At 68.6% G+C, this 26,838-nt stretch carries 24 protein-coding genes; 11 read left to right on the forward strand and 13 right to left on the reverse strand.

Features of this window, described 5'->3' with window-relative positions:
• Positions 1 to 64 precede the first annotated feature (64 nt).
• From BLQ75_RS09435 to ppgK, 3 genes are all read right to left on the reverse strand, one after another.
• On the reverse strand, positions 65 to 259 hold the full coding sequence (locus tag BLQ75_RS09435) for a DUF7455 domain-containing protein (RefSeq protein ID WP_092600721.1): 195 nt from the start codon (positions 257 to 259) through the stop codon (positions 65 to 67).
• A 789-nt stretch (positions 260 to 1,048) separates the two neighbouring features.
• Positions 1,049 to 2,536 carry an RNA polymerase sigma factor gene (locus BLQ75_RS09440; protein ID WP_092600723.1) on the reverse strand — a complete coding sequence of 496 codons (1,488 nt, stop codon included), beginning with the start codon at positions 2,534 to 2,536 and terminating at the stop codon, positions 1,049 to 1,051.
• Between the two features lie 354 nt (positions 2,537 to 2,890).
• A complete protein-coding gene (ppgK, locus tag BLQ75_RS09445; RefSeq protein ID WP_092600725.1) occupies positions 2,891 to 3,649 on the reverse strand; it encodes a polyphosphate--glucose phosphotransferase in 759 nt (252 codons plus the stop codon).
• A gap of 63 nt (positions 3,650 to 3,712) precedes the next feature.
• On the opposite strand from ppgK, the gene BLQ75_RS09450 reads away from it, so the two are divergent.
• On the forward strand, positions 3,713 to 4,543 hold the full coding sequence (locus BLQ75_RS09450; protein ID WP_092600727.1) for an inositol monophosphatase family protein: 831 nt from the start codon (positions 3,713 to 3,715) through the stop codon (positions 4,541 to 4,543).
• 185 nt (positions 4,544 to 4,728) lie between these two features.
• Here BLQ75_RS09450 and cei read toward each other — a convergent pair whose 3' ends face one another.
• Positions 4,729 to 5,442, reverse strand: coding sequence for an envelope integrity protein Cei (cei, locus tag BLQ75_RS09455; protein WP_170837410.1), 714 nt, complete (start codon positions 5,440 to 5,442; stop codon positions 4,729 to 4,731).
• Positions 5,443 to 5,964: 522 nt separating this feature from the next.
• Between cei and BLQ75_RS09460 the strand changes: the two genes are divergently transcribed.
• Positions 5,965 to 6,267 carry a DUF4193 domain-containing protein gene (locus BLQ75_RS09460; protein ID WP_092600731.1) on the forward strand — a complete coding sequence of 101 codons (303 nt, stop codon included), beginning with the start codon at positions 5,965 to 5,967 and terminating at the stop codon, positions 6,265 to 6,267.
• Between the two features lie 316 nt (positions 6,268 to 6,583).
• Here the strand turns inward: BLQ75_RS09460 and BLQ75_RS09465 are convergent, their stop codons facing one another.
• Positions 6,584 to 7,102, reverse strand: coding sequence for a DUF3093 domain-containing protein (locus BLQ75_RS09465; RefSeq protein ID WP_170837411.1), 519 nt, complete (start codon positions 7,100 to 7,102; stop codon positions 6,584 to 6,586).
• 24 nt (positions 7,103 to 7,126) lie between these two features.
• Here BLQ75_RS09465 and dut point away from each other — a divergent pair, with 24 nt between their 5' ends.
• From dut to BLQ75_RS09485, 4 genes are all read left to right on the forward strand, one after another.
• Complete coding sequence (dut, locus tag BLQ75_RS09470) at positions 7,127 to 7,633, forward strand: dUTP diphosphatase (RefSeq protein WP_092600733.1); 507 nt, start codon at positions 7,127 to 7,129, stop codon at positions 7,631 to 7,633.
• Between the two features lie 4 nt (positions 7,634 to 7,637).
• Positions 7,638 to 8,273: a DUF3710 domain-containing protein gene (locus BLQ75_RS09475; RefSeq protein ID WP_092600735.1), complete on the forward strand. Its 636-nt coding sequence runs from the start codon at positions 7,638 to 7,640 to the stop codon at positions 8,271 to 8,273.
• A gap of 158 nt (positions 8,274 to 8,431) precedes the next feature.
• Positions 8,432 to 8,809: an OB-fold nucleic acid binding domain-containing protein gene (locus BLQ75_RS09480; protein ID WP_092601045.1), complete on the forward strand. Its 378-nt coding sequence runs from the start codon at positions 8,432 to 8,434 to the stop codon at positions 8,807 to 8,809.
• Entirely contained in the window at positions 8,806 to 9,618 is an 813-nt protein-coding gene (locus BLQ75_RS09485) for a DUF3159 domain-containing protein (protein ID WP_092600737.1), read from the forward strand. The genes BLQ75_RS09480 and BLQ75_RS09485 overlap by 4 nt, the downstream gene beginning before the upstream one ends.
• A gap of 186 nt (positions 9,619 to 9,804) precedes the next feature.
• Here BLQ75_RS09485 and BLQ75_RS09490 read toward each other — a convergent pair whose 3' ends face one another.
• Positions 9,805 to 10,476 (reverse strand): potassium channel family protein, encoded by a 672-nt coding sequence (locus BLQ75_RS09490; protein ID WP_092600739.1) that lies wholly within the window; start codon positions 10,474 to 10,476, stop codon positions 9,805 to 9,807.
• A complete protein-coding gene (locus BLQ75_RS09495; RefSeq protein WP_092600741.1) occupies positions 10,476 to 11,141 on the reverse strand; it encodes a potassium channel family protein in 666 nt (221 codons plus the stop codon). Before BLQ75_RS09495 ends, BLQ75_RS09490 begins: the two co-directional genes overlap by 1 nt.
• Before the next feature lie 418 nt (positions 11,142 to 11,559).
• Between BLQ75_RS09495 and BLQ75_RS09500 the strand changes: the two genes are divergently transcribed.
• From BLQ75_RS09500 to BLQ75_RS09520, 5 genes are all read left to right on the forward strand, one after another.
• Entirely contained in the window at positions 11,560 to 13,566 is a 2,007-nt protein-coding gene (locus tag BLQ75_RS09500) for an APC family permease (protein ID WP_092601047.1), read from the forward strand.
• 133 nt (positions 13,567 to 13,699) lie between these two features.
• Positions 13,700 to 14,959: a class I SAM-dependent RNA methyltransferase gene (locus BLQ75_RS09505; RefSeq protein ID WP_092600743.1), complete on the forward strand. Its 1,260-nt coding sequence runs from the start codon at positions 13,700 to 13,702 to the stop codon at positions 14,957 to 14,959.
• A 232-nt stretch (positions 14,960 to 15,191) separates the two neighbouring features.
• Positions 15,192 to 17,132 (forward strand): 1-deoxy-D-xylulose-5-phosphate synthase, encoded by a 1,941-nt coding sequence (gene dxs, locus BLQ75_RS09510; RefSeq protein ID WP_092600745.1) that lies wholly within the window; start codon positions 15,192 to 15,194, stop codon positions 17,130 to 17,132.
• Positions 17,133 to 17,186: 54 nt separating this feature from the next.
• The gene (locus tag BLQ75_RS09515) at positions 17,187 to 17,906 is read left to right on the forward strand and encodes a response regulator transcription factor (RefSeq protein ID WP_092601049.1); all 720 of its coding nucleotides are present in this window, start codon (positions 17,187 to 17,189) and stop codon (positions 17,904 to 17,906) included.
• Positions 17,906 to 19,078, forward strand: coding sequence for a sensor histidine kinase (locus BLQ75_RS09520; protein ID WP_092600747.1), 1,173 nt, complete (start codon positions 17,906 to 17,908; stop codon positions 19,076 to 19,078). Before BLQ75_RS09515 ends, BLQ75_RS09520 begins: the two co-directional genes overlap by 1 nt.
• A 58-nt stretch (positions 19,079 to 19,136) precedes the next feature.
• Here BLQ75_RS09520 and BLQ75_RS09525 read toward each other — a convergent pair whose 3' ends face one another.
• From BLQ75_RS09525 to BLQ75_RS09550, 6 genes are all read right to left on the reverse strand, one after another.
• Positions 19,137 to 19,715 carry a Uma2 family endonuclease gene (locus BLQ75_RS09525; protein WP_092600749.1) on the reverse strand — a complete coding sequence of 193 codons (579 nt, stop codon included), beginning with the start codon at positions 19,713 to 19,715 and terminating at the stop codon, positions 19,137 to 19,139.
• Positions 19,716 to 20,000: 285 nt separating this feature from the next.
• On the reverse strand, positions 20,001 to 22,109 hold the full coding sequence (locus BLQ75_RS09530) for a 3-hydroxyacyl-CoA dehydrogenase NAD-binding domain-containing protein (RefSeq protein ID WP_092600751.1): 2,109 nt from the start codon (positions 22,107 to 22,109) through the stop codon (positions 20,001 to 20,003).
• Positions 22,106 to 23,299, reverse strand: coding sequence for a thiolase family protein (locus tag BLQ75_RS09535; RefSeq protein ID WP_092600753.1), 1,194 nt, complete (start codon positions 23,297 to 23,299; stop codon positions 22,106 to 22,108). The genes BLQ75_RS09530 and BLQ75_RS09535 overlap by 4 nt, the downstream gene beginning before the upstream one ends.
• Before the next feature lie 281 nt (positions 23,300 to 23,580).
• The gene (locus tag BLQ75_RS09540) at positions 23,581 to 24,846 is read right to left on the reverse strand and encodes an HRDC domain-containing protein (RefSeq protein WP_092600755.1); all 1,266 of its coding nucleotides are present in this window, start codon (positions 24,844 to 24,846) and stop codon (positions 23,581 to 23,583) included.
• A gap of 89 nt (positions 24,847 to 24,935) precedes the next feature.
• A complete protein-coding gene (locus tag BLQ75_RS09545) occupies positions 24,936 to 25,589 on the reverse strand; it encodes a response regulator (RefSeq protein ID WP_017976119.1) in 654 nt (217 codons plus the stop codon).
• A 535-nt stretch (positions 25,590 to 26,124) separates the two neighbouring features.
• Positions 26,125 to 26,703 (reverse strand): DUF3000 domain-containing protein, encoded by a 579-nt coding sequence (locus BLQ75_RS09550; RefSeq protein ID WP_092600757.1) that lies wholly within the window; start codon positions 26,701 to 26,703, stop codon positions 26,125 to 26,127.
• Positions 26,704 to 26,838 lie beyond the last annotated feature (135 nt).

Genomic DNA, 26,838 nt, shown 5'->3' on the forward strand with positions numbered 1-26,838 from the left:
ATCGCCGGTTCCGGGGTCACCGACCCGGTTCCCCGTCAATCCGACGGTTCGCCTCCGTGGAGTCTCAGAGCTCGATCTGTTCGTCTTCCTGGAGATCGGCCTCGATCTCGTTGAGCCCCGACTTGAATTCGCGAGCGTGGTGTCCGCAGAACAGCAGCTCTCCGCCGGACTGGAGAACTGCCCTGAGCTTTGCGGCGGCCCCGCAGCGGTCACAGCGGTCGGCGGCGGTCAACTCGGGGCGGGTGAGCGTGTCAGGCATCGGAATCTCCCTCCGTCCCGGCGTCGGGGGTACCCGACGCCTCGATCCTGCTGCAACCACCGGTAGCCCGCTGGCGACGGGGCCGGTGTCGCAAGTTCCACTCTTACAGACACTTGGCCTCGCGTCACTGTTCCAACGTCGATCAGCGAGTTGCGTCACCCGGAAATGCCCGAATGGCGCAGTGACTGGGAGCACACTGTAGTCCCGATCGCGATCGGCTGGTTGACCAGGAAAAATATCTGATTTCTCAAGTCACGAGCTGTGATTTGTTGCAACGGGCAAGAGGTTTTCGAAGTGCTTTCCGACACATTTTCGGCTGTTCCGCTGCGAAGGGTTCCGCTGTGGGCGAACGGGCGGATGGGGGCTGTTCCCGGCGTATTGAACGAAAATTGTGACGTGAATCACTTGTATGTTCTGTGGAAGGGAGCTCTTCTCGGTGACGTGTGGCCGAGGAGTAATGCGATGGAGATCCTTCGACCGCTCATCGCGCGGGACTTCTCGGCCCTTTCCGGTGATGTCGGTTGCCGCGGACAGTGCGCGAGTGGCCGTTCCCGGTGTCCCAACGGCACCCGTCGGGCGTCGCGGGGCGTCGGGGAGTAGCGGCCGGGCGGCGGGGTTTTCGTCCCAAGCAGAAAAAAGGCGCCCACCTCGGGTCCCGAGGTGGGCGCCTGGAGCGCCGGTTGCCCTGTTGGACCTCCTGCCCGGGTAGAGGGCGGCGGAGTCGGTTCTCCGTTCCGGCCACGAGCGGATTCCGGGCACAAGAGGTATCCCGCGCGGGCGGGACGCGCCTCAGTCCAGGTAGTCGCGCAGCACCTGCGACCGCGAGGGGTGCCGCAGCTTCGACATCGTCTTGGACTCGATCTGACGGATGCGCTCCCTGGTGACGCCGTACACTTGACCGATCTCGTCGAGCGTGCGCGGCTGTCCGTCGGTCAGTCCGAACCGGAGCCGGACCACACCGGCCTCCCGCTCCGACAGCGTCTGCAGCACCGACTGCAGCTGGTCCTGCAACAGGGTGAACGAGACGGCGTCCACGGCCACCACGGCCTCGGAGTCCTCGATGAAGTCACCGAGCTGACTGTCACCCTCGTCACCGATGGTCTGGTCGAGCGAGATGGGCTCCCGGGCGTACTGCTGGATCTCCAGCACCTTCTCCGGGGAGATGTCCATCTCCTTGGCGAGTTCCTCGGGAGTGGGCTCGCGACCGAGATCCTGCAGCAGCTCACGCTGGATGCGGCCGAGCTTGTTGATGACCTCGACCATGTGGACCGGGATGCGGATGGTGCGGGCCTGGTCGGCCATGGCGCGCGTGATGGCCTGCCGGATCCACCAGGTGGCGTAGGTGGAGAACTTGTAGCCCTTGGTGTAGTCGAACTTCTCGACCGCACGGATCAGGCCCAGGTTGCCCTCCTGGATCAGGTCCAGGAAGGCCATCCCCCGCCCGGTGTAGCGCTTGGCGAGGCTGACCACCAACCGCAGGTTGGCCTCCAGCAGGTGGCTCTTCGCACGCTCACCGTCGCGCACGATCCAGCGCAGGTCCCGCCGCAGCTGCAATGGAGGCATCTCTCCGGCCTCCTCCGCCTGCCGCAGGCGTTCGGCCGCGTACAGACCCGCCTCGATGCGCTTGGCGAGCTCGACCTCTTCCTCGGCGTTGAGCAGCGCGACCTTGCCGATCTGCTTCAGGTAGGCGCGGACCGAGTCGGCCGAAGCGGTGAGTTCGGCATCCTTGCGGGCCTGCCGGAGAGCTTCGGACTCCTCCTCGTCCCAGACGAAATCCGGATCGGTCTTGCCTTCCTCGTCCTCGACGACCTCGGGCTCCTCGGGGATGTCGACCTCGATGTCGTCGAGGTCGCCGATGTTGGCCGAAGTCAGGTCGGTCTCGATCGGTTCGTCGATCTCCAGGTTCTCGCCGTTGGCCTGGTCCGGAGTCGATTCCCCCGTCGATTGGGACGCGGTCTTGGCGCCGGCCGACTTCGTGGTCTTCTTCGTCGTCTTGCTCGACGACTTGGAAGTGCTCTTGCGGCCGGTCGACTTGCTCCCGGTCGATTTCGTCCCGCTCGACTTGGTTCCGCTGGACTTGGTTCCGCTCGACTTTGTCGTGGCCGAGCCCTTGGAGCTCTTCTTGGTGGTGGACGAGGAACTCGACGCTTCGTCGGCTTCGGCCGCCGGGGCCGTCTCCGTGTTCGAAGCGGTCTTCGTCTTGCTGGGCTCGGACCGGGCCCCGCCTGATGCTGCAGCGGAGCCGGAGCGTCGGGTTGCGGTTTCTGCGGCTGCCACGTACGCCCTTTCGCGACGGTCTGTCAGGGCTGGCCGGGGGCGCGAAACCTCGGCCGCCAGGGGTCGGGGACAACCCACCGTTCGAGCCCTACGAGGCGTGCCGGAAGGCCGTGAATTCGGTGGGACGTGTTCCATTGTAACTGCGTCAGGTGAGTGCTGTTCCGCTGCAAGGCTGATCAGAGCCCCGTGTCGTGTGCACGGGATCCCGAACGGCCCGGTTCCTCGCGCCCGGAACCACGTTCACCGTCCGCCGCGATGCGACCTCCGGGCCCACGCCGCACGCTCCCCTGACGGGAACGCCCGGTGTAAGGGTCGGGAGGGTCGGCGCGACCGTTCTCGCACTACAGCCGAATGTTACGCGCGTTGCGCGGCGGCTGTGGCGGCACCGACTATACCCGCGTCGTTCTTCAGTGACGCCGCCACGATCGGGGTACGGGTCTGCAGTAGCGGGAGCCACTTGTGCGCCTTCTTGCTGACGCCTCCGCCGGCGATGATCAGGTCGGGCCACAGGAACTTCTCCAGGCTCCGGATGTACCTGCTCACCCTCGGGGCCCACTCCTCGTAGCTGAGTTCGAGGGTGTCCTTGACCGAGGCCGCGGCCTCCGCCTCGGCGTCCCGCCCCGCGACTTCGATGTGCCCGAATTCGGTGTTCGGCAGCAGCTGCCCGTCGAGGAACGCGGAGCTGCCTATGCCGGTGCCGAAGGTGAGAACGACTACGAGCCCGGACTCGCGATCCGCTCCGGCGCCGAAACGCATCTCCGCCAGACCCGCGGCGTCGGCGTCGTTGAGCATCACGATTTGCTCACGAGCTCTGCCGAGCCGTTTGGCGAACATGCCCTGGGCGTCTGTATCGATCCAGTCTTCGTCGATGTTGGCCGCTGTCAGCGCCGTACCGTTCTTGATCACGCAGGGTAGTGTGATGCCCACCGGGCCGTCCCAGCCGAACTTGCCGACGATCTCGGCGACCACGTCGGCCACGGCTTCCGGTGTGGAGGGGTGGGGAGTCGAGATGCGCAGCCGTTCGTCGGCCAGGACTCCACCCTCGACATCGACCGGGCATCCCTTGATGCCGGAGCCGCCGATGTCAATGCCGAATCCGCGGGCAGTGCCCATGCCTGATCCTTCCTATTCGATTCAGGACGAGGTGTGCAGACTTTAACCGCGCTGTGTTGCGATGTGAACGTGGGTTTGACACATCAGTATGACGTCGCGGAATTACGCGCCACTTCGGTAAGTGTCGCGCGGGAGGCCGCCGAGCTGGCCCTCACCATGCGAAGCGAGATCGCCACCACGGGTGTCGTGGCCACGAAGAGCACCGAGACCGACGTGGTGACCGCCGCCGACCGCGCGGTGGAGAAGCTGATCCGGGAAAGGCTCTCCGAACTTCGCCCGGGCGAACCAGTGCTCGGAGAGGAGGAGGGCGGAGCCGCGGCGGAGGACGGGCTGCGCTGGGTGGTCGATCCCATCGACGGCACGGTCAACTACCTCTACGGATATCCGAACTACGCGGTGTCGATCGCCGCGCAGCTCGACGGCGCCTCGTTGGCCGGAGCGGTGGTGGAGCCCTGTTCGGGGCGGGTCTGGAGCGCCGCCTCGGGGCGAGGGGCCGAGCTCGACGGGCGGCCGCTCCGAGTGTCCGACTCGGGGCGGCTCGACCTGGCGCTGCTCGGGACGGGGTTCAGCTATCTCCGGCAACGCCGGATCCGGCAGGCCTCGCTGCTGCGGGAGCTGCTCGGTGAGATACGCGACATCAGGCGTGGCGGTGCGGCCTCCCTCGAACTGTGCGCGGTGGCGGCCGGATGGTTGGACGGCTACTACGAGCACGGCCTGTCCCGTTGGGACTGGGCCGCCGGTGCCCTGATCGCCGCCGAGGCGGGAGCTCGGCTGCGACTGCCGGGGGAGGAAACCACCGACGGGCTGGGGGACGAGGCGATCCTCTGCGCCTCTCCCGGTATCGCCGACGAACTGACCGCCGTGCTGCTCAAGTACGAGGCAGCCGATATCTGACCGGGACCACTGTAGGGGTCGACGGGCTCGTCCGGTCGGTGCGACCCCACTCGGGGGTCCCCTCCGGGGCTCGCGCCGATTCGGGGAGCCCCGGAACGAGCACGGCGCCGCGGGAAAGTGGCGACGCGGAACTGCGTGGTCTCGGTCGAGCGGGGGGCTCCAGGCAGGCGAAGGGCGGCCTGGTGTCAGCAGTGCACGTCGCGTGCGGCCTCGAGCAACTTCCCGGACACGTCCGGTTCTCCTACCCGCTGCTGATCGGCCCCCTGGCTACGGTTCTCCTTCGCCCAGTTCCTGAGCTGTTGCAGCACTCGCTGGGCCTGCTGGGTGGCTCGAACGCTGTCGAACTCGGATCCCAGCGCCAGGTCCACCGTCGTACCGGAACGCTGGTCGCGCACCAACTGCGCGCAGGGAGCCATCAGGCTCAGCGTGCGGGCCGCCCCGGCTCCAGCCCGGCCGTACCGGATCTGTCCGTGACACTTCAGGTCGAGGTCGGTGTAAACCGGGTCGTTGGCGGGTTCCCCGCCCTTCGCGAAACCGAGGCTGCTGAGTTCCTCACTGACCAGCGTGGCCTGGTTGGCCTCCCCATTGGCGTTGAACACGTGCACCGGCACGTCCTGTGGTGGTATCGGCGCGGTGTCGTCCAGGGCGTCACGGGGAAGCATCGTGCCCGCCCGGGTCCTGGTGGGCGGGTCTCCCGGCTTGGCCGCCGAGGTTCCCGGGTCGGCGGCCGGCACGTTGCACCGGGTCGCCATCTCCACGGTCTCGGTCGACTCGAACACCCTGGTCCAGACGAAGCCGGACAGCAGTGCGAGTACGGCGAGCAGGATCAACGCGGGCAATGGACGCCGGCGTCGATACCGCGGACCCCGCAGCCCTCTTCCTGTGCTCGCGGTGGACACGTTCTGCCAGCCTCCCCTGATCGAGCCGTCGTTCGTCCCGGTGAGTTCGATCGAAACGGTCGCGTGCCGAATCGACTGTCCGCACGGCCAGCTTAGGTGTTGTAGCGAGGCTACGCGGCACCGCGCGGGCAGTCGTGTCGAAGTTGTTGCCCGCTGTAGTCCTCGTGTTGCGGACTCCCGGGACAGCGCGCACTATCTCCGGTCACCGTCGGTGTGGTTCTCGGAGTTCTCGACGATCCCCACCCTGCCACGTCGTGAGGTGGTTCACCGGACTCCCGCGCGGCGGGCTGCAGCACATACCACACCTACGGGTGACCCGGTGCGTGTCCCGTTTCGGGATGAGCTACCCTTCCCGCGCTCCACGCTGTGACGGCGGAGGTTGGTCGCTCGTTTCGGGGGAACTTGGAGCGCAGGACAAACGGAGACCTCCGCCACTCTCGGGTGCGGGCACAAATTGGAGCCCTGGAACGTTGACCAGCGGCACACCATTGCAAATCTCCACAAATGCAGGGGTGAAACGAGATGGCCACCGACTACGACGCTCCGCGGCGCGGTGAGAGCGAGGATCTGCCGGAGGACTCGCTGGAGGAGCTCAAGGCCAAGCGCAATGACGCTCAGTCCGGTGCCGTGGACACGGACGAGGGTGAGATCGCGGACAATTTCGAGCTGCCGGGCGCCGACCTCTCCGGTGAGGAGATGACGGTCAAGGTGCTGCCGAAGCAGGCCGACGAGTTCACCTGCTCCAGTTGCTTCCTGGTGCACCACCGCAACCGTTTGGCGGGGGAGCGCAACGGAAAGTACGTGTGCCGCGACTGCGCGGCCTGAACTCCGCGGGCGGCGAGAGTTCGAGGCGGGCTGGATGTGAGACAGGGCACACGTCCAGTCCGCTGTCCCCGGCTCGGCAGGTGCCGGTAAGTACCAGCGGTGTCCCGGGGCGCGAGTTCCGTGGTGGAAGGACGCCCTCGGGGGCACCACGGGTGCCGGTGTCTCCCCGGAGATCCCGGCCCCGTCCCGCCCGGGCCGGCGAGGGTGGAGCTGCACCGTCGGGTGGTCCCACGGTTGCCGAACCGCTCGCGCGACATGTGAACATCGCGTCGCGCCGTCCGGGCCGGTGAGGGCCGCGCGCTCGTCCGGAAGTGCCCTACTCGGAGTTCTCGACGGCCCCCAGCACCTCGGCGAGGCGTTCCGGATGACGCGTGCTGATCACCCAGTAGGGCGTCGGGTCGTCGGGGTCGTCCAACCAGATTCGCGCCGCCGTGGGAGCCCAGGGACTGTGCATCAGGAAGGCGGCCGGGTCCAGCTCCGGGCCCAGCGCCCGCCGTTTCCGCTCCCGGGGGATCACCTCGACATCGGACACGAAACGCAGCGGGAGCCGGGCGTCGCCGGCTCGTAGCTCCTCGTCGGTCACGACGACACGTGTTCTGCTGAGCCAGAGCGGCAGGGCCACCGAAAGCGGCAGCAACACCACGTAGGGCAGCCAGGCGCGAACGCCCGGATATCCCATGTGCACCTCGGCTGCCAGCAGCGCGGCCGCGATCAGCGGCAGCGGCCAGCTCCACCACGACACGTGCAGCCGTTCGCGGTAGCGGACCGATCCGCCCGCGTCATTCGACCCGGTCGTGGGACCACTGTTGGGGACCGCTTCTGAACTATCCGACACGTCCTCAGGGTAGTCTTGCGCCCCGTGCCAAGCGTGAAGGTCCTGCTTAATCGTCTCGACCCCGACGTGCCGCCGCCGTCCTACGCCAGAACCGGCGATGCCGGCGCGGATCTCGTCACCACCGAGGATCTCGTGCTGCCTCCCGGCAGGCGGGCCGTGGTGGGAACCGGCATCGCCGTGGCCCTCCCGGAGGGCTGTGCCGGGTTCGTGCATCCGCGCTCCGGACTCGCCGCCCGGTCGGGGCTCGGAGTGGTCAACGCTCCCGGAACCGTTGACGCGGGCTATCGGGGCGAGATCAAGGTGTGCTTGATCAACCACGATCCGGACCGGGAGATCGTGCTCCGGCGCGGGGACCGAATAGCCCAGTTGGTGGTGCAGCGTGTCGAACACGCTGTTTTCGAAGAGGTCGGCCAACTGCCGGAGTCGGTACGCGGTTCCGGCGGTTATGGTTCGACCGGAGGTCACGACGCGTTGACGGTTTCGGCCGAAGTCGGCGACACAGGCAATACGACCGGTAGTACGGAGGTCTGACGGGATGTTCGGATGGCGCCGTCGCGACGGGCGCGAGGATGACGCGGGTGGCTCCGAGATCGGGGAGGACCACCACGGTGAGGTGGACTCCGTTCCCGAGGGCGGTCCCTACGACAGGCAGGAGGCCCCCCACGACGAGGTCGAGCGACTCGACCTCGGCTCGGTGCGGTTGCCCGTTCCGGAGAACAGCCAGCTGCAGGTGGAGGTGGATCCGGCGGGGCCCGTGCGAGCGGTGCACCTGTTGACTCCTTCCGGGCGGCTCACGGTCAGCGCGTTCGCCGCTCCCCGGACCGGAGACCTCTGGCAGGAGGTGCGACAGGAGCTGGTGGAGCAGCTGCGTTCCGACGGAGCCGAGGTCCGCCACGAGCAGGGCATCTGGGACACCGAGATCGTCGCCGACACGGATCGGACGTCGCTGCGGTTCGTCGGGGTGGACGGGCCGCGCTGGTTGCTGCGCGGTGTGGCGGCCAGTCCTTCCGAGGACCTCGACGCGTGCACCAAGCTGCTCTACGCCGTGATCGACGAGACGATCGTCGACCGTGGTACGGAGCCGATGCCGGTGCGCACCCCGTTGCCGATAGAACTCCCGGAGGAGATCGCACAGCACATCCAGCGACAGCAGGAACAGGCCGGAACCTGACGACCGTTCGGAGTCCGGCCGGGGTGGGAACCGGTCTCGGGGAATCCTCTCCGACCGTGTTCTCGTTGTCCCGATGAGGCTGGACTACGAGACTAGGCTTGAATCGCACGGGTGGAACCCGCGCGGGCACACTGGCCCACTGCGCACGGGAGCGCGAGATGAGCAATACCCGAGACGGCTACTTCCGCCGCCTCGTACGCCGCCTCACGAGTGACGTCGCCGAACTCGACGCCGACGACCTCTCCGAGAGGTCCAGGGCGAGCGGAGCACGGCGCGCGTGTGATTGCAAATGTGGTGAACAGGCGGAGGTGCTGGGCCGCGTCCGTTGTGTCGGGATGGCTCCCAAGGCCTCGGTTCCCACGCTGGAGGCCGAGTTGTACGACGGTACGGACGGGGTGACCCTGGTTTGGCTCGGCAGACGTCAAATCACCGGGATCGAACCCGGTCGGACTATCAAGGCACGCGGTCGAATTGCCGATCGTGATGGTCACAAGGTTCTCTACAATCCCTACTACGAGTTGCAGAACACCGCATGACTGAATCCGGTTCATCGACTCCGGACGGGACGGATCCCGTCCGGAGTTTCAACGAGGCGTCCGACGGCGAATCCACCGAGGTGGCCGATCCACCCAGGGCGCCGTTCGGGGTGCGCGTTCCCGCCGCCGGGGCGGACGGAACCGAGCAGACACTGCTGCAGCAGATGGGCGGCGTCAGTGGCCTCGCCTACTCCGCCGTTCCCATCGTCGTGTTCGTGGTCGCCAACTCGCTGGTCGGTATGGTCCCGGCCATCTGGATCGCCGTCGCGAGCTCGCTGTTGCTGGCCGTGGTGCGGATCGTCCGTAAGGAACCCCTGCAACCCGCGATCTCGGGTGTGATCGGCGTGGCGGTGTGTTCCTTCATCGCCTACCGCACCGGGGACGCCAAGGGTTTCTTCCTGCTGGGAATCTGGACCAGCCTGCTCTACGGCGGCGTCTTCCTGGTCTCGATGCTCGTGCGGTGGCCCCTGGTGGGAGTCGCCTGGTCCTTGCTCAACGGGCAGGGGTTTCGGTGGCGACACCAGCGCGAAGCCATGACCGGTTACGATCTGGCTACGCTGGCCTGGACCGTGGTCTTCGTCGCCAAGTTCGTGGTGCAGCAGTGGCTCTACGCCGCGGACGAGACGGGGTGGCTCGCGGTGGCGCGCATCGCGATGAGCTATCCGCTCACGGCGCTGGCGTTGTTGGTCACGGTCTGGGCCATCCGACGGGCGGGCAAGGTGGCCGAGCGGGACGGTGGGACCGCTTCTCCGGGATCGGTGAGCGGCAGCGGCGACGTGGCCGCTCCGCGTCCCGGATCGGGGGTGTGAGGCCGTCCGGTAGGAACAGTGGAGCTCGGCTCCCTCGGTTCACCCCCGGGATGTTCGTGCCGTGGAACCCCGCCGCCGTACCACGTTTCGGCGGTGGGCCCAGGCGAGGCAATGACCAGCGGTGGCTCGCGCCTCGCGGTCACCCGAGCGGGCCGGCCAGCCCGCTCGGACTGGGTCTCCCGGCTCTCACTCCACGGCGGGCGGATCGTGCACCAGCTCGCTGATCCGCTGCTCCACGTCGCCCGAGGCGACGAAGAGCATCTCGTCGCCGGCCTCCAGCGGGTCGTCGGGTTGCGGGACGATGACCCGCCCGCCCCGGAGGATGGTGACCAGCGCGGCGTCCGACGGAAGCGTCAGATCGCGTACCCGTCGACCCGCCAGCGGGGTGCCCTCGGGCAGGGTCATCTCCACCAGGTTGGCCTGCCCCTGCCGCAACGTCATCAGCCGGACGATGTCGCCGACGCTGACAGCTTCCTCCACCATCGCGGCGAGCATGCGCGGTGTCGAGACCGCGACGTCGACCCCCCACGCCTCGTTGAACAACCACTCGTTGCGGGGATCGTTCACCCGCGCCGCCACCCGCCGGACCGCGAACTCCGTCTTGGTCAGCAGCGAGACCACCAGGTTCACCTTGTCGTCACCGGTGGCGGCTATTACCACGTCGCAGGTCTCGATGCCGGTCTCCTCCAGCGAGGAGAGCTCGCAGGCGTCGGCGTGTACCCACTGAGCGCCGGGGATGGCCCTGGGCTGGTAGTTCTGCGCGGAGCGCTCGATGAGCATGACCTGGTGCCCGCCCTCGAGGAGTTCTCCGGCGATGGACTGTCCGACCGCGCCTGCTCCGGCGATGGCGATGCGCATTACTCGGTCTCCTCGGGTGGGCGCTGCGCCGTTGCGGTGATCTCGGTGATCGTTCCCGACAGGGCCGCGATGTAGACGGCGTCGTCGGCCTGCACCACCGTGTCGGGTTTCGGCAGCACACCGTTGCCGAACCGCATGATGAACGCCACCCGGCAGCCGGTGGCGGTCTCCAGGTCACGGATGCGGCTGCCCACCCATCCCTCGTGCATCGGGAGTCGCAACACGGCCACTGACCCGGAGGGGTCCCGCCACTCCGTCGCCACTCCCTCGGGGAGCAGCATCCGGAGGAACCTGTCCGTGGTCCACGGCACCGTGGCCACCGTCGGGATTCCCAGGCGCTGGTACACCTCGGCCCGCTTCGGATCGTAGATTCGAGCGACCACGTGATCCACACCGAAGGTTTCCCTGGCGACGCGCGCGGAGACGATGTTGGAGTTGTCCCCGTTGGAAACGGCGGCGAACGCCTCGGCCCGGCCTATCCCGGCTTCGGTGAGCACGTCCCGGTCGAAGCCGTTCCCGGTCACGCACTGACCGTGGAACTGCTTGCTCAGCCGGTGGAACGCCTCACCGTTCTTGTCCACCACCGCCACGGTGTGCTCCAGCCGTTGCAGTGCGGCCGCGAGGGAAGCCCCCACTCGGCCACAGCCCATGATCACGACATGCACGACCGGTTCCTCGCTCTCGGCTGGTTGCCGGACCCATCGCGACGGGATCCGTGCCCCTTCCCACAGCTCTGACAGTACCCGCCGGTGTTGTACGGCCCCCGTGTTTCGAAACGACCCGATCCGGTGGCGGATGACAGGTCTGATCGACACGGCGCGCTACGTCGAGGCGGGCCGGTGCACCGTATCGAGTGAGGCGGAGTTCTGTCCCTCAGGGGGGCGGCCCCGGGTGAGTCGTCCGATTCCGGTGCACGCTCCCGGGGGGGGGCGGGGAACTGCGAGGTAGTCGGTCGGCGTCCTCTCGCCGGTCGGCGAGGGGACTCTCCGCTCCCGCCACCCCTCCAGCGGCGGGACATCGCGCCCGGATCGATGTTTCGATCCCGCGGCGCTGGTTGGCGGGATGCCTCCTACGCTCTTGGCCGTGTCCAAGCTCGCGACCGCGACCAAGCGCCTGCTGGTAGGACGACCGTTCCGCAGTGATCGGCTCTCCCGCACGCTGCTGCCCAAGCGCATCGCCCTGCCGGTGTTCGCCTCGGATCCGATGTCCAGCGTCGCCTACGCGCCGCAGGAAATCCTGCTCACGCTGTCGGTGGCCGGGGTCTCGGCGTACGCGATCAGCCCGTGGATCGGCCTGGTGGTGGTCGCGGTGATGCTGGTCGTGGTGGCCTCCTACCGCCAGAACGTTCGTGCTTACACCTCGGGCGGCGGTGACTACGAGGTCGCCACCGTCAACCACGGTCGTCGCTGGGGGCTCGTGGTCGCCAGCGCGTTGCTGGTCGACTACGTGCTCACCGTGGCTGTGTCGATCTCCTCGGCGGCAGCCAACATAGGCTCGATCATACCTTTCGTGGCCACGCACAAGGTCGCGTTCGCCGTGGGGGCCATCGCGCTGCTAACTGCGTTGAACCTTCGGGGCGCCCGCGAGTCCGGGACCACCTTCGCCGTGCCGACCTACGCCTTCGTGCTGGGTATCCTCGGCATGATCGTCGTGGGGCTGTACCGCACCTACGTGCTCGGTGACGAGCTGCGCGCCGAGAGCGCGGGGTTCGAACTGGCGCGGGAACCCTCCCAGATAGCCGGACTCGGTTTCGCGTTCCTCGTGCTGCGGGCCTTCTCCTCGGGCAGCGCCGCGTTGACCGGGGTGGAGGCCATCAGCAACGGCGTCCCCGCATTCCGCAAGCCCAAACCGCGCAACGCGGCCACGACCCTGCTGATGATGGGGTTGATCGCCGTCACCATGTTCATGGGGCTGCTCATGCTGGCCCGCATCACCGGTGTGGTCATCGCGGAGGACCCGCGGCACCAGCTCGTCGGGGCGCCGGAGGGGTACGAGCAGAAGACGCTGATCGCGCAGCTCGCGCACGCGGTGTTCGGTGGTTTCAGCCCAGCCGTCTACTACCTGATCTTCTTCACCGGCCTCGTCCTGGTGCTGGCGGCCAACACCGCGTTCAACGGTTTCCCGCTGCTCGGTTCGGTCCTGGCGCAGGACCGGTACCTTCCCCGGCAGTTGCACACCCGCGGTGACAGGCTCGCCTTCTCCAACGGCATCCTGTTCCTGGCCGGATTCGCCATCGTGCTGGTCCTGGTGTTCGAGGCCGAGGTCACCAAGCTGATCCAGCTCTACATCGTCGGCGTCTTCGTCTCGTTCACGCTCAGCCAGAGCGGCATGATCAGGCACTGGAACCGGCGGTTACGCACCGAGGAGGACCCCGCCGCGCGGGCGAGCATGCGCCGGGCGCGCGTGATCAATTCGATCGGTCTCGCCATGACGGCCACGGTGCTTCTCATCGTGCTGATCACGAAATTCGTGCACGGTGCCTGGATCGCGATCGCGGCCATGGCGGCCGGCTACGTGCTGATGCGCGGCATCCGCAAGCACTACGACCGGGTCAGCGAGGAATTGCGGCGCACCGACGGCCCGGCCGTGCTGCCGTCCCGCAACTACGGACTGGTGCTGGTCTCGCAGCTGCACCTGCCGAGTATGCGGGCACTGGCCTACGCGCGCGCCACGCGTCCCGACGAGCTGGAGGCCATCACCGTCAACGTCGACGACTCGGACACCAGGCGACTCGTCGCGGCGTGGGAGGAGCGTGAGATCGCGGTGCCGCTCAAGGTGCTCGAATCCCCTTACCGGGAGATCACTCGTCCCATCGTGGACTACGTGAAGCGGATCCGGCGGGACAGTCCCCGCGACGTGGTGACCGTTTTCATCCCGGAGTACGTGGTCGGTCGTTGGTGGGAGCAGCTGCTGCACAATCAGAGTGCGCTCCGTCTCAAGAGCAGGTTGTTGTTCGAGCCGGGTGTGATGGTCACCAGCGTCCCTTGGCAGTTGGAGTCCTCCACCAGGGTGGATCTGCGCGCGCCCACGCCGCGCGGTTCGGTGCGTTGGGGAGCCGGGCAGGACGAGAAGGGCAACGGACGACGTTGAGCGGTCCCGGTCGTGCCCCACTTCGGGTGCGGTGTTCCTCGTTCGTTCCCGGGCTCCTGGTAGCGGCCCCCACCCCGTGCTCGACCCGTCCGCCGGTAGGAGGGCGAGATTTCCACCGATTGGAGCTACTCAGTTGAACGAGAAACCGGACTGGAAAGGGCGGCGGCTCCGCCTCGAGATCGGTGCGGTGGCACACGGCGGGCACTGCGTGGCTCGTCACGAGGGGAGGGTCGTATTCGTGCGGCACACCCTGCCCGGAGAGACGGTGGAGGCGCTGGTGACGGAGGACCGCGGCGGCGGGTTCTGCCGGGCCGACGCCGTGGCCGTGCTCGAAGCCGCGCCGGGCAGAGTGGAGCCGCCCTGCCCGCTGGCCGACATGTCACGCGGGACCGATCGCTGCGGCGGCTGCGACTGGCAGCACGTGGATCCCGCCGTGCAGCGGGAGCTGAAGGCAGCCGTGGTGGGTGAGCAGCTGAGCAGACTCGCCGGGGTCGAACATCCGGTCGAAGTGCTTCCCCTCCCCGGTGGGCCGTTGCGCTGGCGCAGCCGTGTCCGGTTGGCCGTGGACGAGAGCGGTCGGCCCGGTTTCCGGGCGCACCGCAGTCATCGGGTCGTACCGGTGCGGGACTGTCCGATCACGGTCGAGGGAGCGCTGGACGGAGTCACCTCCCGAACCTGGACGCCGGGTTCCGAACTCGGGGTCACCCGGGACGGTTCGGGAGGCGTGCACGTCACCGAGTACTCGGTTCGGTCCCGGGGCTCGGCCGGACGCGGCGCCCGGCCGACCAAGCGCGCGCGCAAGGTGCGGGGAACCGGAACGGCGCACGAGACGGCCGCCGGACGGGAGTGGAGCGTTCGCTCGGACGGGTTCTGGCAGGTGCATCCGGCCGCTGCCGAGCGGTTCGCCGAGGTCGTGGCGCGGATGGCCGACGTCCCGTCCGGAGGACGGGCGTGGGATCTCTACGGCGGTGTCGGGCTGTTCGCGGCCGTGCTCGGGCGGCAGGTGGGGCCCAGCGGGGAGGTGGTGCTGGTCGAGTCCGGGGAATCGGCGGTGCGCGACGCGGAGGCGAACTTATCCGATCTGCCGCAGGTGCGTGTCCGGTCCGGCAGGGTGGAGCGCCTGGTGGCCGAGCCGACGATTCCCGCCCCGCACGTGGTGGTGCTCGATCCGCCCCGCAAGGGTGCGGGTGGTGCCGTGGTGGAGGCGATCGCCGGGGCGAGGCCCCGCAGGGTGGTCCACGTCGCCTGTGACCCGGCCGCCCTGGCGCGCGACGTCGGTCTGTTCCAGGGGCACGGGTACCGGCTGGCGCGGTTGGAGGCGTTCGACGCCTTCCCGATGACCCAACACGTGGAATGCATCGCTCTGTTGGAGGATACTGAACGGGATTCGTGAGTCAGCGCGTCGCGCCGCCTTGTGGAGCCGCCTCGTTCGTGACTCCGTAGACTGGCGAAGTCACGTGGTGGCCCTGTAGTACATGACGGGTAGTACGTGATGTGACAACCGAAGTCCGCACAACGCGGCCCACTCAGCGAGGAGGTCGCGCGGTGCGGACCAGGCCGGCCGGTGAGGCGGACCGGCCCTTCCCAATCGACCTGTAGCCGGTCACGACGAGCGAGGTGGAGCGGTGACGCTGCTGGAGTCCGTGCACAGTCCGGCCGATGTCCAGCGCCTGGAGCACGGTGAGTTGGTTGAGCTCGCCGCCGAGATCAGGTCTTTTTTGATCGAGAAGGTCTCGCGCACGGGTGGTCACCTGGGCCCCAACCTCGGTGCGGTGGAACTGACCCTGGCGCTGCACCGTGCGTTCGACTCACCGCACGACGCGATCGTGTTCGACACCGGGCACCAGTCCTACGTGCACAAGATCCTCACCGGCAGGCAGCGGGGCTTCGACCGACTGCGCAAACGCGGTGGGTTGTCCGGCTACCCGTCCCGGGCCGAGAGCGAGCACGACCTGGTCGAGAACAGTCACGCCTCCACCTCGTTGTCCTACGCGGAAGGGCTGGCGCGGGCGTTCCGGCTGAGCGGTTCCGACCGCCACGTCGCGGCCGTGGTCGGTGACGGCGCGCTGACCGGTGGCATGTGCTGGGAGGCCCTCAACAACATCGCCGCCGACCAGGAACGTCCGCTGGTGATCGTGGTCAACGACAACGGGCGTTCGTACGCGCCCACGATCGGTGGCCTGGCCGAGCACCTGGCCTCGCTGCGGCTGCGTCCCGGTTATGAGCGGGCGCTGGAGAACGGTCGACGCACCGTGCGCAATCTCCCGGTGGTCGGCAGGCCGCTCTACACCGGGCTGCACGCGGCCAAGCGGGGCATCAAGGACGCGTTGAGCCCGCAGGTGATGTTCTCCGACCTCGGGATCAAGTACCTGGGCCCGGTGGACGGGCACGATCTCAGGGCGCTGGACTACGCCCTCGGGATGGCCAAGGCGTTCGGTGGTCCGGTGATCGTGCACGCTGTCACTCAGAAGGGGAACGGTTTCGCCCCGGCGGAGAACCACGAGGCCGACCAGATGCATCAGGTGAAGGTCATCGATCCCGCCACCGGAGCCCCCACTGGCCCCAGCGCCACCAGCTGGACCAACGTGTTCTCGGACGAACTGGTCCGGATAGGTGGGGAGCGCGACGACATCGTCGCCCTGACCGGGGCCATGCTCGGTCCGACCGGACTGGACAAGTTCGCCAAGAAGTACCCCGAGCGGTGTGTGGACGTGGGCATCGCGGAGCAGCACGCCATGACCTCGGCCGCGGGGATGGCGATGGGTGGTCTGCACCCGGTGTTCGCGGTGTACTCCACCTTCCTCAACCGGGCCTTCGACCAGTTGCTCATGGACGTGGCGCTGCACCGGCAGCCGGTGACCGTGACCCTGGACCGTTCCGGGATCACCGGGGACGACGGCCCCAGTCACAACGGCATGTGGGACCTGTCCGTGCTGGGCGTGATCCCCGGCATTCGGGTCGCGGCCCCCAGGGACGCCGTCACCCTCCGCGAGGAGCTGCGCGAGGCGGTCGCGGTCGAGGACGGCCCCACCGTGGTGCGCTTCTCCAAGGGAACGGTCATAGACGAGGTGCCCGCGCTCGAACGGGTCGGAGGAGTGGACGTGCTGCGCCGCCCCGGCGAGCACGAGAACCGGGACGTGCTGCTGAGCGCCGTCGGTGCCTTCGGCGAACTCGCCGTCGCCGCGGCCGAGCGGCTCTCGGCGCAGGGGATCGGAGTCACCGTCGTCGACCCGCGCTGGGTGTTCCCCGTTCCCGACGCGGTGCTCGACATGACCCGTGAGCACAGTCTCGTCGTCACCCTCGAGGACTGCGGCAGGCACGGTGGGTTCGGCTGGTCGTTGGCCGCCGCCATGCGCGACGCCGACGTCGACGTCCCGTTGCGCGATCTCGCGGTTCCGAACCGTTTCCTGGACCACGCCTCGCGCGGGGAGGTGCTCGCCGAGCTCGGACTCACCGAGCAGGACGTGGCGCGCAGGATCACCGAGTGGGTCGCCGACCGCCTGGAGGGGCGACTCGACGAGGAGGGGGACATCGCCACCGATCTGGACACTCCGCGACCGGAGTGATGCGAGCCGTCGCCCTGATCGTCCGGCACCACCGTGCTGTGGCACGGTGAACACGTGCGGATCCTTGTGGTGGAGGACGAACAGCCGCTCGCCGACGCGGTCGCGCGCGGGCTCAGACGCGAGGGGCTCGCCGTGGACGTCGCCTACGACGGCCTGGCGGCCCAGGAGAAGATCGCGGTGACGCGCTACGACGTGGTCGTGCTGGACCGCGATCTGCCCTCGCTGTCGGGAGACCGGTTGTGCGCCGAGCTGGTCGAGGCCGAGGAGCTCAGCAGGGTGCTGATGCTCACGGCCAGTGGGACGGTCGACGACCGGGTCGAGGGGCTCTCGCTGGGGGCCGACGACTACCTGGCGAAACCCTTCGCCTTCGACGAGCTCGTGGCCAGGGTGCGGGCGTTGGGAAGGCGTTCCACCCCCGCCACGCCGCCGCTGCTGACCGCGCGGGACCTCGAACTGGACTCGGCCAGGATGCGGGTCCGCCGCGGTGGGGGCGAAATCGAGCTGACCCGCAAGGAGTTCGGGGTCCTGCAGGTGTTGCTGGCCGCGCGCGGTGCCGTCGTCAGTTCCGAGGAGCTGCTGGAACGCGTGTGGGACGAGCACGCCGATCCGTTCACCACCACCGTGCGGGTGACGGTGATGACGTTGCGCAAGAAGCTCGGCGAACCGAGCGTCATCGAGACGGTGGTCGGCTCGGGATACCGCGTTCCCTCTGCTGACTCCCGGGGCTCCTCCGAGGCCCCGGACGCCGAGGTCTCCGGTACGGGCGAGAAGTGATGCCGCTCCGGGTTCGTCCCGCGCGGCGCTTCACGGGCTCGGAGCCCGCCGAGCGGCGGGGGCCCGGACTGCGACTACGACTGACGATTCTGTCTACCGTGCTGGTCGCCCTGGTCAGCGGTCTGCTGTTGTGGCTCGGCTGGTTGCTGGTTGGAGACGTCGTGGCCGCGGTGCCCCGCATTCCCTCCGGAACCACGGTGCGCGTGGACGGCGTGTCGGTTTCGGCGGACGAGCTCGGGAAGGCGCTGCGAAGCCGCGCGCGCGAACGGGTGCTGCTGGCGGGCGGTTTCGCGTTCGTGGCCGTCGTGCTCGCGGCCGCCGTGTTGGCCTGGACGGTTTGTGGCAGGGTGCTGCGGCCGTTGCACGAGGTGACCGGCACCGCGCGGCGGCTCTCCGCGCGTTCGCTCGGGGAACGGATCCGGTTGGACGGCCCCAGGGACGAGGTCGCCGAGCTGGCCGACACCTTCGACGGGATGCTGGACCGGCTGCAGAGCGCGTTCGAGTCCCAGCACCGCTTCGTGGCCAATGCCAGTCACGAGCTGCGCACGCCGCTGTCGGTGATCCGCACCGAACTCGACGTGACGCTGTCCGACCCGAATGCCGACGCGGCCGAGCTGCGCCGGATGGCGGAGGTGGTGCGCGAGGCGACCACCAAGTCCGAGCGACTCGTCGAGTCGCTGCTGCTGCTGGCCCGCACCGAGGGGGCCGAACTGCCGAGCCGCGAGCCGGTCGACCTCACCGAGTTGGCGCGCGGCGCGTTGCGAACCCTGGACGAACAGACGCGCGGGTCGGGGTTGCGGACGGACGTGAGTCCCGCCTCCGCCTTCGCCATGGGGGATCCGGCGCTGTTGGAACGGGTGGTGGGCAACCTGCTGGAGAACGCGGTGCGGTACAACACCGACAACGGCTGGATCGCCGTGATCACCGGCACTTCGGGGGAGTGGACCTCGTTGACGGTCGCCTCCTCGGGAGCCGAGATCTCCCCGGACCAGGTGGAGGGGTTGTTCGAACCGTTCCGACGGGTCGGTGCGGAGCGCACCGCCCGTACCGGCGCCGGGCTCGGCCTGTCCATCGTACGTGCGGCGGCCGGGGCGCACGGGGGCAGCGTCTCGGCGTGTCCGGTTCCCGGAGGCGGACTCTCGGTGACCGTGCGGCTTCCCGCCGCGCGGTGACGAGCCCCGGCTGAACCCCGGGTAACCACCACCTCGGCAAGCGCCCGCGTGAGGGCTCTCAGAGCCGCAGGGTGGCGATGTCCGGTTCCAGCGGTGCGGGTGATTCCTCGATGTGTACCGGTCCGTCACCCAGGCGCACCGATGTGGCGGGGGTGTACCGTCCCCCGTCCAGGCGGTAGGCCACCAGCTCGGTCGGCCCACGACCGTCCTGGGCCACGCTCCAGAAGAACGGGATGCCCGCATCGGCGCAGGCGTCCAGCTTGTCGCGCTGTTCCCGTGCGGTGTTGCCCGGTGACCAGATCTCTCCGGCGAGCCGTACGTGCTCGGCGCCGAACGAGTTGCCGATGGGGGCGGTGTCCAGCACCACGAAGTCCGGGATCAGCGCCGTCCGCCGCGCGGTGCCGAGCTCCACGCCGATGCCGCCCACCGCGTACAGCGCGTTCGGCGTGGACGCGATGGCCCTGTCGAGCAAGTTCACGAGCTGTTTCTCGGCCCACTGGTGCGGGCCGCTCGGTGGTGGCGTCACCAGCCAGTACCCCTCGAGCAGTTCCAGGCGCGACCCGTCGGCGCGGGCGGGCAGCGCGTGCCAGTCGTCGATCGTGAACGGGCCGATCTCGTGCTGTACAAGCGCGGTCACCGAGCATCACCTCACCTCGTTCGCGATCCATCCTGCCACGACCGGCGAGCCGCCGTGCGTGCGATTCACCGTGCGCCGGGGACAGCTGTGCTCCGAGGCTACCCACGCGAGCGCCGTCACCGGGAACGAATCGGCACGGGCTCCGAGGAATCCGTGCGCGACGCCTGCTCCGCTCGGGGCGTCGCGGACCACTCCACACCAGAAGGGCCGGGACGGTGGGTACCGTCCCGGCCCTCGAGCACCGGCCACTCCGTGACTCCCGGCCGGAGTCTCCGGAACGCTCGCTCAGCTGCTGGGCAGGCTGGCCACCCCCGGCTGCTGGAAGCGCTTGCCGTTGACCAGCTCGGAGTAGCCCGAACGGTCCAGGTACGGAGTGATGCCGCCCAACCAGAACGGCCAGCCCGCACCGAGGAGCATGCACAGGTCGAGGTCGGCGGCCTCGACGACGACGTCCTCGTCCAGCATGATCCGCGCCTCCTCGGCCAGCGCGCGCAGCGCGCGATCACGGACCTGCTCCTCGGAGAGCGGGTTGTCGCCCTGCTGCCACAGCTCGGCGACCTCGGGGTCGACGATCTGGTTGCCCGCCTCGTCGGTGGTCCACACGGCCGTCTTGCCCGCGTCGACGAACCGCCGCAGGTTGTCGCTGATCCCGAACCGCTCCGGGTAGGCGGCGTGCATGGTCTCGTTGACGTGCTGTGCGATGGCGGGCCCGACCAGCTGCAGCAGCACCATCGGGCTCATCGGCAACCCCAGCGGGTTCAGCGCCCGGTCGGCAACCTCGAAGGGGGTCCCCTCGTCGACCGAGGCGATGACCTCGCCGAGGAAACGGGTGAGCAGTCGGTTGACCACGAACGCCGGGGTGTCGGCGGTCAGCACGCAGGACTTCTTGAGCTTCTTGCCCACGGCGAACGCGGTGGCCAACGTGGCGTCGTCGGTCCGCTCGCCACGCACGATCTCCAGCAGCGGCAGCACCGCGACCGGGTTGAAGAAGTGGAAGCCGACCACCCGTTCGGGGTGGGCGAGCTTGGCGCCCATCTCGCCGACCGAGAGCGAGGAGGTGTTGGTGGCCAGCACCGCCTCCGGCGAGACGTGCTGCTCCAGCTCGCCGAACACCTGCTGCTTGACCGACATCTCCTCGAACACGGCCTCGATGATGAAGTCGGCGTCGGCGAAGGCCCCCTTGTCGAGCGAACCGGTGACCAGCGCCTTGAGCCGGTTGACCCCATCCTGCGAGAGCCGCCCCTTCGCGCCGAGCTTGTCGATCTCGCCGTGCACGTAGGCAACGCCCTTGTCGATGCGCTCCTGGTCGATGTCGGTGAGCACCACCGGCACCTCCAGGCGCCGCGCGAACAGCAGGGCCAGCTGTCCGGCCATCAGCCCCGCACCGACGACACCCACCTTGTTGACGTCCCTGGCCAACGACTTGTCCGGGGCACCGGCGGGTTTCTTCGCCCGCTTCTGGGTGAGGTCGAAGGCGTACAGACCGGCGCGCAGCTCGTCGGTCATCAGCGCGTCGGCCAAGGCCTCGGTCTCGGCCGCGTAACCGGCGTCGAGGTCGCCGTTCCTGGCGATCTCGAGTAGCTCGACGGCCTTGTCCACGCCGGGGGAGGCGCCGTGCGTCTTGCTCGCCGCGATCTCCCTGGCGCGGTTGAGCGCGTCGTCCCAGGCCTGGCCGCGGTCGATCTCGGCGCGCCGCACCGTGCGGGAGCCGTTGATCACGTCAGCGGCCCAGCGCAGCGACTCCTCCAGGAAGTCGGGGGATTCCAGCTGGACGTCGAAGATGCCCATCCCGGTGGCCTTCTCGGGGTTGAGCATCTTGTTCTGGTTCAGCGCGTTCTCCAGGATCACGGTTACCGCCTGGTCGGCACCGATCAGGTTGGGCAGCAGCTGCGTGCCGCCCCACCCGGGGAACAGCCCCAGGAAGCACTCCGGGAACGCGATCGCGCCCGCGTTGTCGGCCACGGTGCGGTAGTGGCAGGACAGCGCGAGTTCGAGTCCCCCACCCAGGGCGGCGCCGTTGACGAAGGCGAAGGTGGGGATCTCGGACTCGGTCAGCCGCCGGAACACGTCGTGTCCGGCCTTGGCGATGCGGTGCGCGTACTCCCGCTCCCCGAGCTGGCCCATGCCGGAGAGGTCGGCCCCGACGGCGAACACGAACGGTTTGCCGGTCACGGCGATGGCGGCGGGTTCGGCTGCGAACGCCTCGTCCAGCGCGGCGTCCAGCGAGGCCAGTCCGGCGGGACCGAACGTGGACGGCCTGGTGTGGTCGTAGCCGTTGTCGACCGTGATCAGCGCGACCCTGCCGCGTATTCCCGGCACCTCGACGACCCGGGTGTGGGCGTGGGTCACGACCTCGTCGGGAAACAGGGCTGTGGTTTCGCTGTCGATGCTCACTTGGCGCCCCCGGCGGTCTCGTCGTGGTTCGGGTTCTCCCAGATCACCGTGCCGCCCATGCCGAAGCCGACGCACATCGTGGTGATGCCGTAGCGGACCTCGGGGTGTTCGGCGAACTGCCTGGAAAGCTGGGTCATCAGCCGCACGCCGGAGGAGGCCAGGGGGTGCCCGCAGGCGATGGCTCCGCCCCACTGGTTGACTCTCGGGTCGTCGTCGGCGATTCCGAAGTGCTCCAGGAAGGCCAGCACCTGGACCGCGAACGCCTCGTTGATCTCGAAGAGCCCGATGTCGTCGATGGTCAGCCCGGCGCGCTTGAGCGCCTTCTCGGTGGCCGGGACGGGCCCCACTCCCATGACCTCCGGTTCGACACCGGCGAAGGAGTAGCCGACCATGCGCATCCCGACGGAGAGCCCCAGTTCACGGGCGGTCTCCTCGTCGGCGACCACGCAGCCGGTCGCGCCGTCGTTGAGCCCCGCCGAGTTACCGGGGGTCACGCGCCCGTGGGGGCGGAAGGGCGTCTTGAGGCCCTGCAGCGATTCCACGGTGGTTCCCGGACGCGGCGGTTCGTCGGCGGTGGCCAGCCCCCAGCCGCTCTCGCTGGAGCGGGTGGCGACCGGAACGAGGTCGGCGGCGATCTTGCCCGCCGCGGCCGCCGCTTCGTAGCGCTGTTGGCTGAGGGCCGCGTAGGCGTCGGTGCGCTGCTTGGTCAGGTTCGGGTAGCGGTCGTGCAGGTTCTCGGCGGTGGAGCCCATCACCAGCGCGGAGGAGTCGACCAGGTTGTCGGAGACGAACCGTGGATTGGGGTCCACCCCTTCACCCATGGGGTGGTTGCCCATGTGCTCGACACCGCCCGCGATGGCGATGTCGTAGCCTCCGAACCCGATGCCGCCCGCGATGTTGGTTACCGCCGTCATCGCGCCGGCGCACATCCGGTCGATCGCGAATCCCGGGACGGACTTGGGCAGTCCCGCCAGCAGCGCCGCGTTCCTGCCGATAGTCAGTCCCTGGTCGCCGATCTGGGTGGTGGCCGCGATCGCGACCTCGTCGATCCGTTCCGGGGGGAGTTCGGGCTGCCGCCGCAACAGTTCGCGGATGACCTTGACGACCAGGTCGTCCGCGCGGTTCTCGGCGTACATGCCCTTGGTGCCTGCCTTGCCGAACGGCGTGCGGACGCCGTCGACGAAGACCACGTTCCTGAGGGCACGCGGCGCTCCCGCCGATGCGGGGCCGCTGCTCGTGTCGGCTGTTGCCGACGCAGGTGCTGCCACGGCGTGCTCCTTGTCGATGTGGGTACGCGCAGACCGGGCGGCCACGCTGCCCGACGGCGGGCCATGCCGCTACCGGCCGGTAACGTGCACTCTAGCGCTCATTACCGAACGGTAACCACCGGGATCGGTGTCTACTGGACCACACCCGCCGAGCCGTTGCCACGAGAACGGGGAACGCGTGCCTCCGCCGGTTGCCGGGAGGATTATCCCCCCTGGTCGGCATGGGTGTCGTCGGACTCGCGGATCGCCTTCGCGATCGGTTCCGCCGTCAGCTCGACCTGCCACCGCCTGGCACCACGCTCCCGCAGGTGTTCCGCGATCGGCTCCACCGCGATCTCCGAGGGCGGCTGCCAGCACAACCTGCGTACCAGATCGGGCAGCAGCAGGTTCTCCACCGGAAGCCTGTTCTCCTCGGCGATCCCGTTCAGCACGTTCCGGACCGCGTTCAGCCTGGCGGCCGCGGTGGCGTCCCGCTCCGCCCACCTGTTCGCGGGGGGCGGGCCGTCGGTCGGGGCGGCGGTGGAGGGCAGCGCGTCCTTGTCGAGTTCCCGGGCGCCACGCAGCGCCTCGAACCACTGTCCCGAGCGCCTGCGCTGCTGCTTGCCGCCGAACACCGGCAGCGCGACCAGATCCTCCCTGGTGGCGGGGTTCTCCTGTGCCGCTCGGATGATCGCATTGTCCGGAAGGATTCGGCCCGGTGCGATGTCCCGGCGACGGGCGATGTCGTCGCGCAGCTCCCACAGCGCACGCACTATCGCCAGCTGTACCGGGGTCCGCAACCGGTGGATACCGGAGGTGCGGCGCCATGGTTCCGAGCGGGCGGGGGTGGGCGGTGTGGTGCGGACGGCCTCGAACTCCTGCGTCGCCCAGTCCAGCTTGCCCTGCCTGTCCAGCTCCGCGTGCAACGCGGTACGCAGCTCGACCAGCAGTTCCACGTCCAGGGCGGCGTACACCAGCCATTCGCGTGGCAGCGGCCTGCGAGACCAGTCGGCCGCGCCGTGGCCCTTCTCCAGCCGGTACGCCAGCAGCCGCTCGGTGAGCGCGCCGAGTGACACCCGTTCGTAACCGGCCAGCCTGGCCGCCAGCTCCGTGTCGAAGAGCCGGTTCGGGCGCAGGCCGAGCTCGGCCAGGCACGGCAGGTCCTGCGAGGCCGCGTGCAGTACCCATTCGGTGTCGCCGAGTGCGGAGACGAGCGGCCCCAGATCCCCGTTGAGCGCGATCGGGTCGATCAACACCGTGCCGCTGCCCTCGCGGCGTAACTGCAGCAGGTAAGCCCGCTGCGAGTAGCGGTACCCGGAGGCACGTTCGGTGTCGATCGCGATCGGCCCGCTGCCCGCGGTCAGAGCCGCTGCGGCGAGGCGAAGGGATCGGGGCTGCTCGACCACGGGTGGAACACCACCAGCGGGACGTGTCAGCAACACTGGTTCGGAGCGGTCCGGTTCGGCGGATTCGGGGTGAACAGCATCCACGGCTCCCAGACGATACGTCCCTCTGTCGACTGAGGGAGCCGAACGGTCCGATTCACCGGTCCCGGACCGGTTCGATGTGCGTTGTCAGGTCATCGAATCACTCCGGCCCGCATTGCCAACGCGACCATTTGGGCTCGGTCTCCGGTGCCCAATTTGCGCCCGATCCGCGACAGGTGACTCTTCACCGTGAGAGCGGACAAATTGAGCGTCTCGCCGATCTCCTTGTTGGATCGACCATCGGCCACCAGCTGCAACACCTCGATCTCACGAGCGGACAGCTCGCGCGGCGTGTTGTCGGTACCCGGAACCCGGGTACCGGCAGCCAGTACCGGAGCCACGTTCGGATCGGCGTAGACCCCGCCGTCCAGCACGCGGCGCACTCCGTCCGTGACCACTGTGGGTGAGGCCGATTTCAGCAGGTAGGCCTGTGCCCCTGCCTGAAAGGCGGCCCGAACCGCGTAGGGGTCGTCGGACGAGGCGAGCACCACGATGCGTGGCCAGCCCTGGGTACGCAGTTCCGTAACCAGGTCTACACCCGTCCCGTCGGGCAGTCCCAGATCGAGTACTGCCAGATCGCACGGACCGGTGGCCAAGGCGCGTGCCTTGGCCTCGGCCATCGATGCGGCTTCGTGCACCGTGCCGGCGCCCATCTGCAGCAGCCGGGAGGATATGGCCTCCCGGAGCAGCGGATGGTCGTCCACCACGAGCACCGTGAACAGCTCTTCCCGCGGATGCGGAACCATGTTAGCCGGCAATGCACCGGCTGGCGTGGTACGAGCGGCCTGACCTAAGCCGACGGCAGCCACGTCACTACCTCCCTGGAGTCGGTCGTGCCCCCCGACCGGCACCGGGACTCTCGGCCGATCAGCCGCGCCACTGATCGACCGAAAGTGGTGTCGTTCAGGTTGTAGCGTAACCGTCCGAGCGGATTATTGGGACGATCAAACGGGTATGTATCCCGATCGAGTTGCCTTCGATGTGACGCTGCCTACTTCTTTCGGGTGGTAATAAAAAACAGTGTTAACGCCGGAACGTAATGATTCGATACAGCGCTTTCGATCTTCGTGTGCTCGATCCTTCCGGTCCGGTACGGAGCACCGGGGTGTGACGCCTCGGTGGTTTTCGCCGAGAGCGAACGGCTCGCTGCCCGGAACAGGCAGGTGGATTCCGTTCGTCCGGAAGGGGCTTCGGTGACCGGTACGCCCGTGTTGAGCGGACTGCCGGGGCTGGTCCGGCATGAACCGCTTCCCGGCACGGTCTCGCCGCCGGGCGGGCGGTTCAGACGTGCCTGCGGCGTTCGGGGGTGCGGTTGCCCAACACACTCACCCCTACCGGCGGCAACCCGGCCGCGGCGGTGATCATCTCTTGGAAAGCCCGGGCGTGCGCCGAGAGGTCGGTCTCCGAGGGGGTCCACGAACCCCGCAACTCCAGCTCGTGCTCCTGAGCCGGCTCCGCTATCTCACCGAACCGGGCCGAGGAGGTCACGGTCACCGTGCCCCCCAGCGCCGTGTACTCCGCCCGGCACGAGTGCAGTGCCCGCGCCAGCCACGACCACCCCAGTTCCGCGACGCCGGGGTCGGAGGCCAGGTCGCTGCCCACGTCGGTACGCAGGTAGGCGACCAGTCGCAGCACACCGTCCCAGGACGGCTGCCCGTCCGGGTCGTGCAACAGCACCAGCCGTGCCGTGACAGCCGTCCCCTCGGGGCCGCTCGCCTCGGCGGCGAGTGCGTGCGTCCACGGTGCGAGCCGCTTCGGGGGGCGGATCTCGCTGAGCTCGATCTCCCTGCGCGGAGGAGGGGACTTCAGTGTTTCCACCGCGTCCCGGAAAACCATGGGAATCGCCGACATCTCGGTCACAGCAGGGGACTGTAGGACCCCTCCGGAACCACTTGGCGGCGCCACGCCGGAGATCACGAACAGTCCACCGGACGCGTGTCCCCGTATCCGGACGTGCGAGCATGAGGAAGGACTCGTCCCGGCGGATCCGCCGTT

The sequence above is a fragment of the Actinopolyspora xinjiangensis genome (assembly GCF_900104475.1).
GTDB classification, from domain to species: Bacteria; Actinomycetota; Actinomycetes; order Mycobacteriales; family Pseudonocardiaceae; genus Actinopolyspora; species Actinopolyspora xinjiangensis.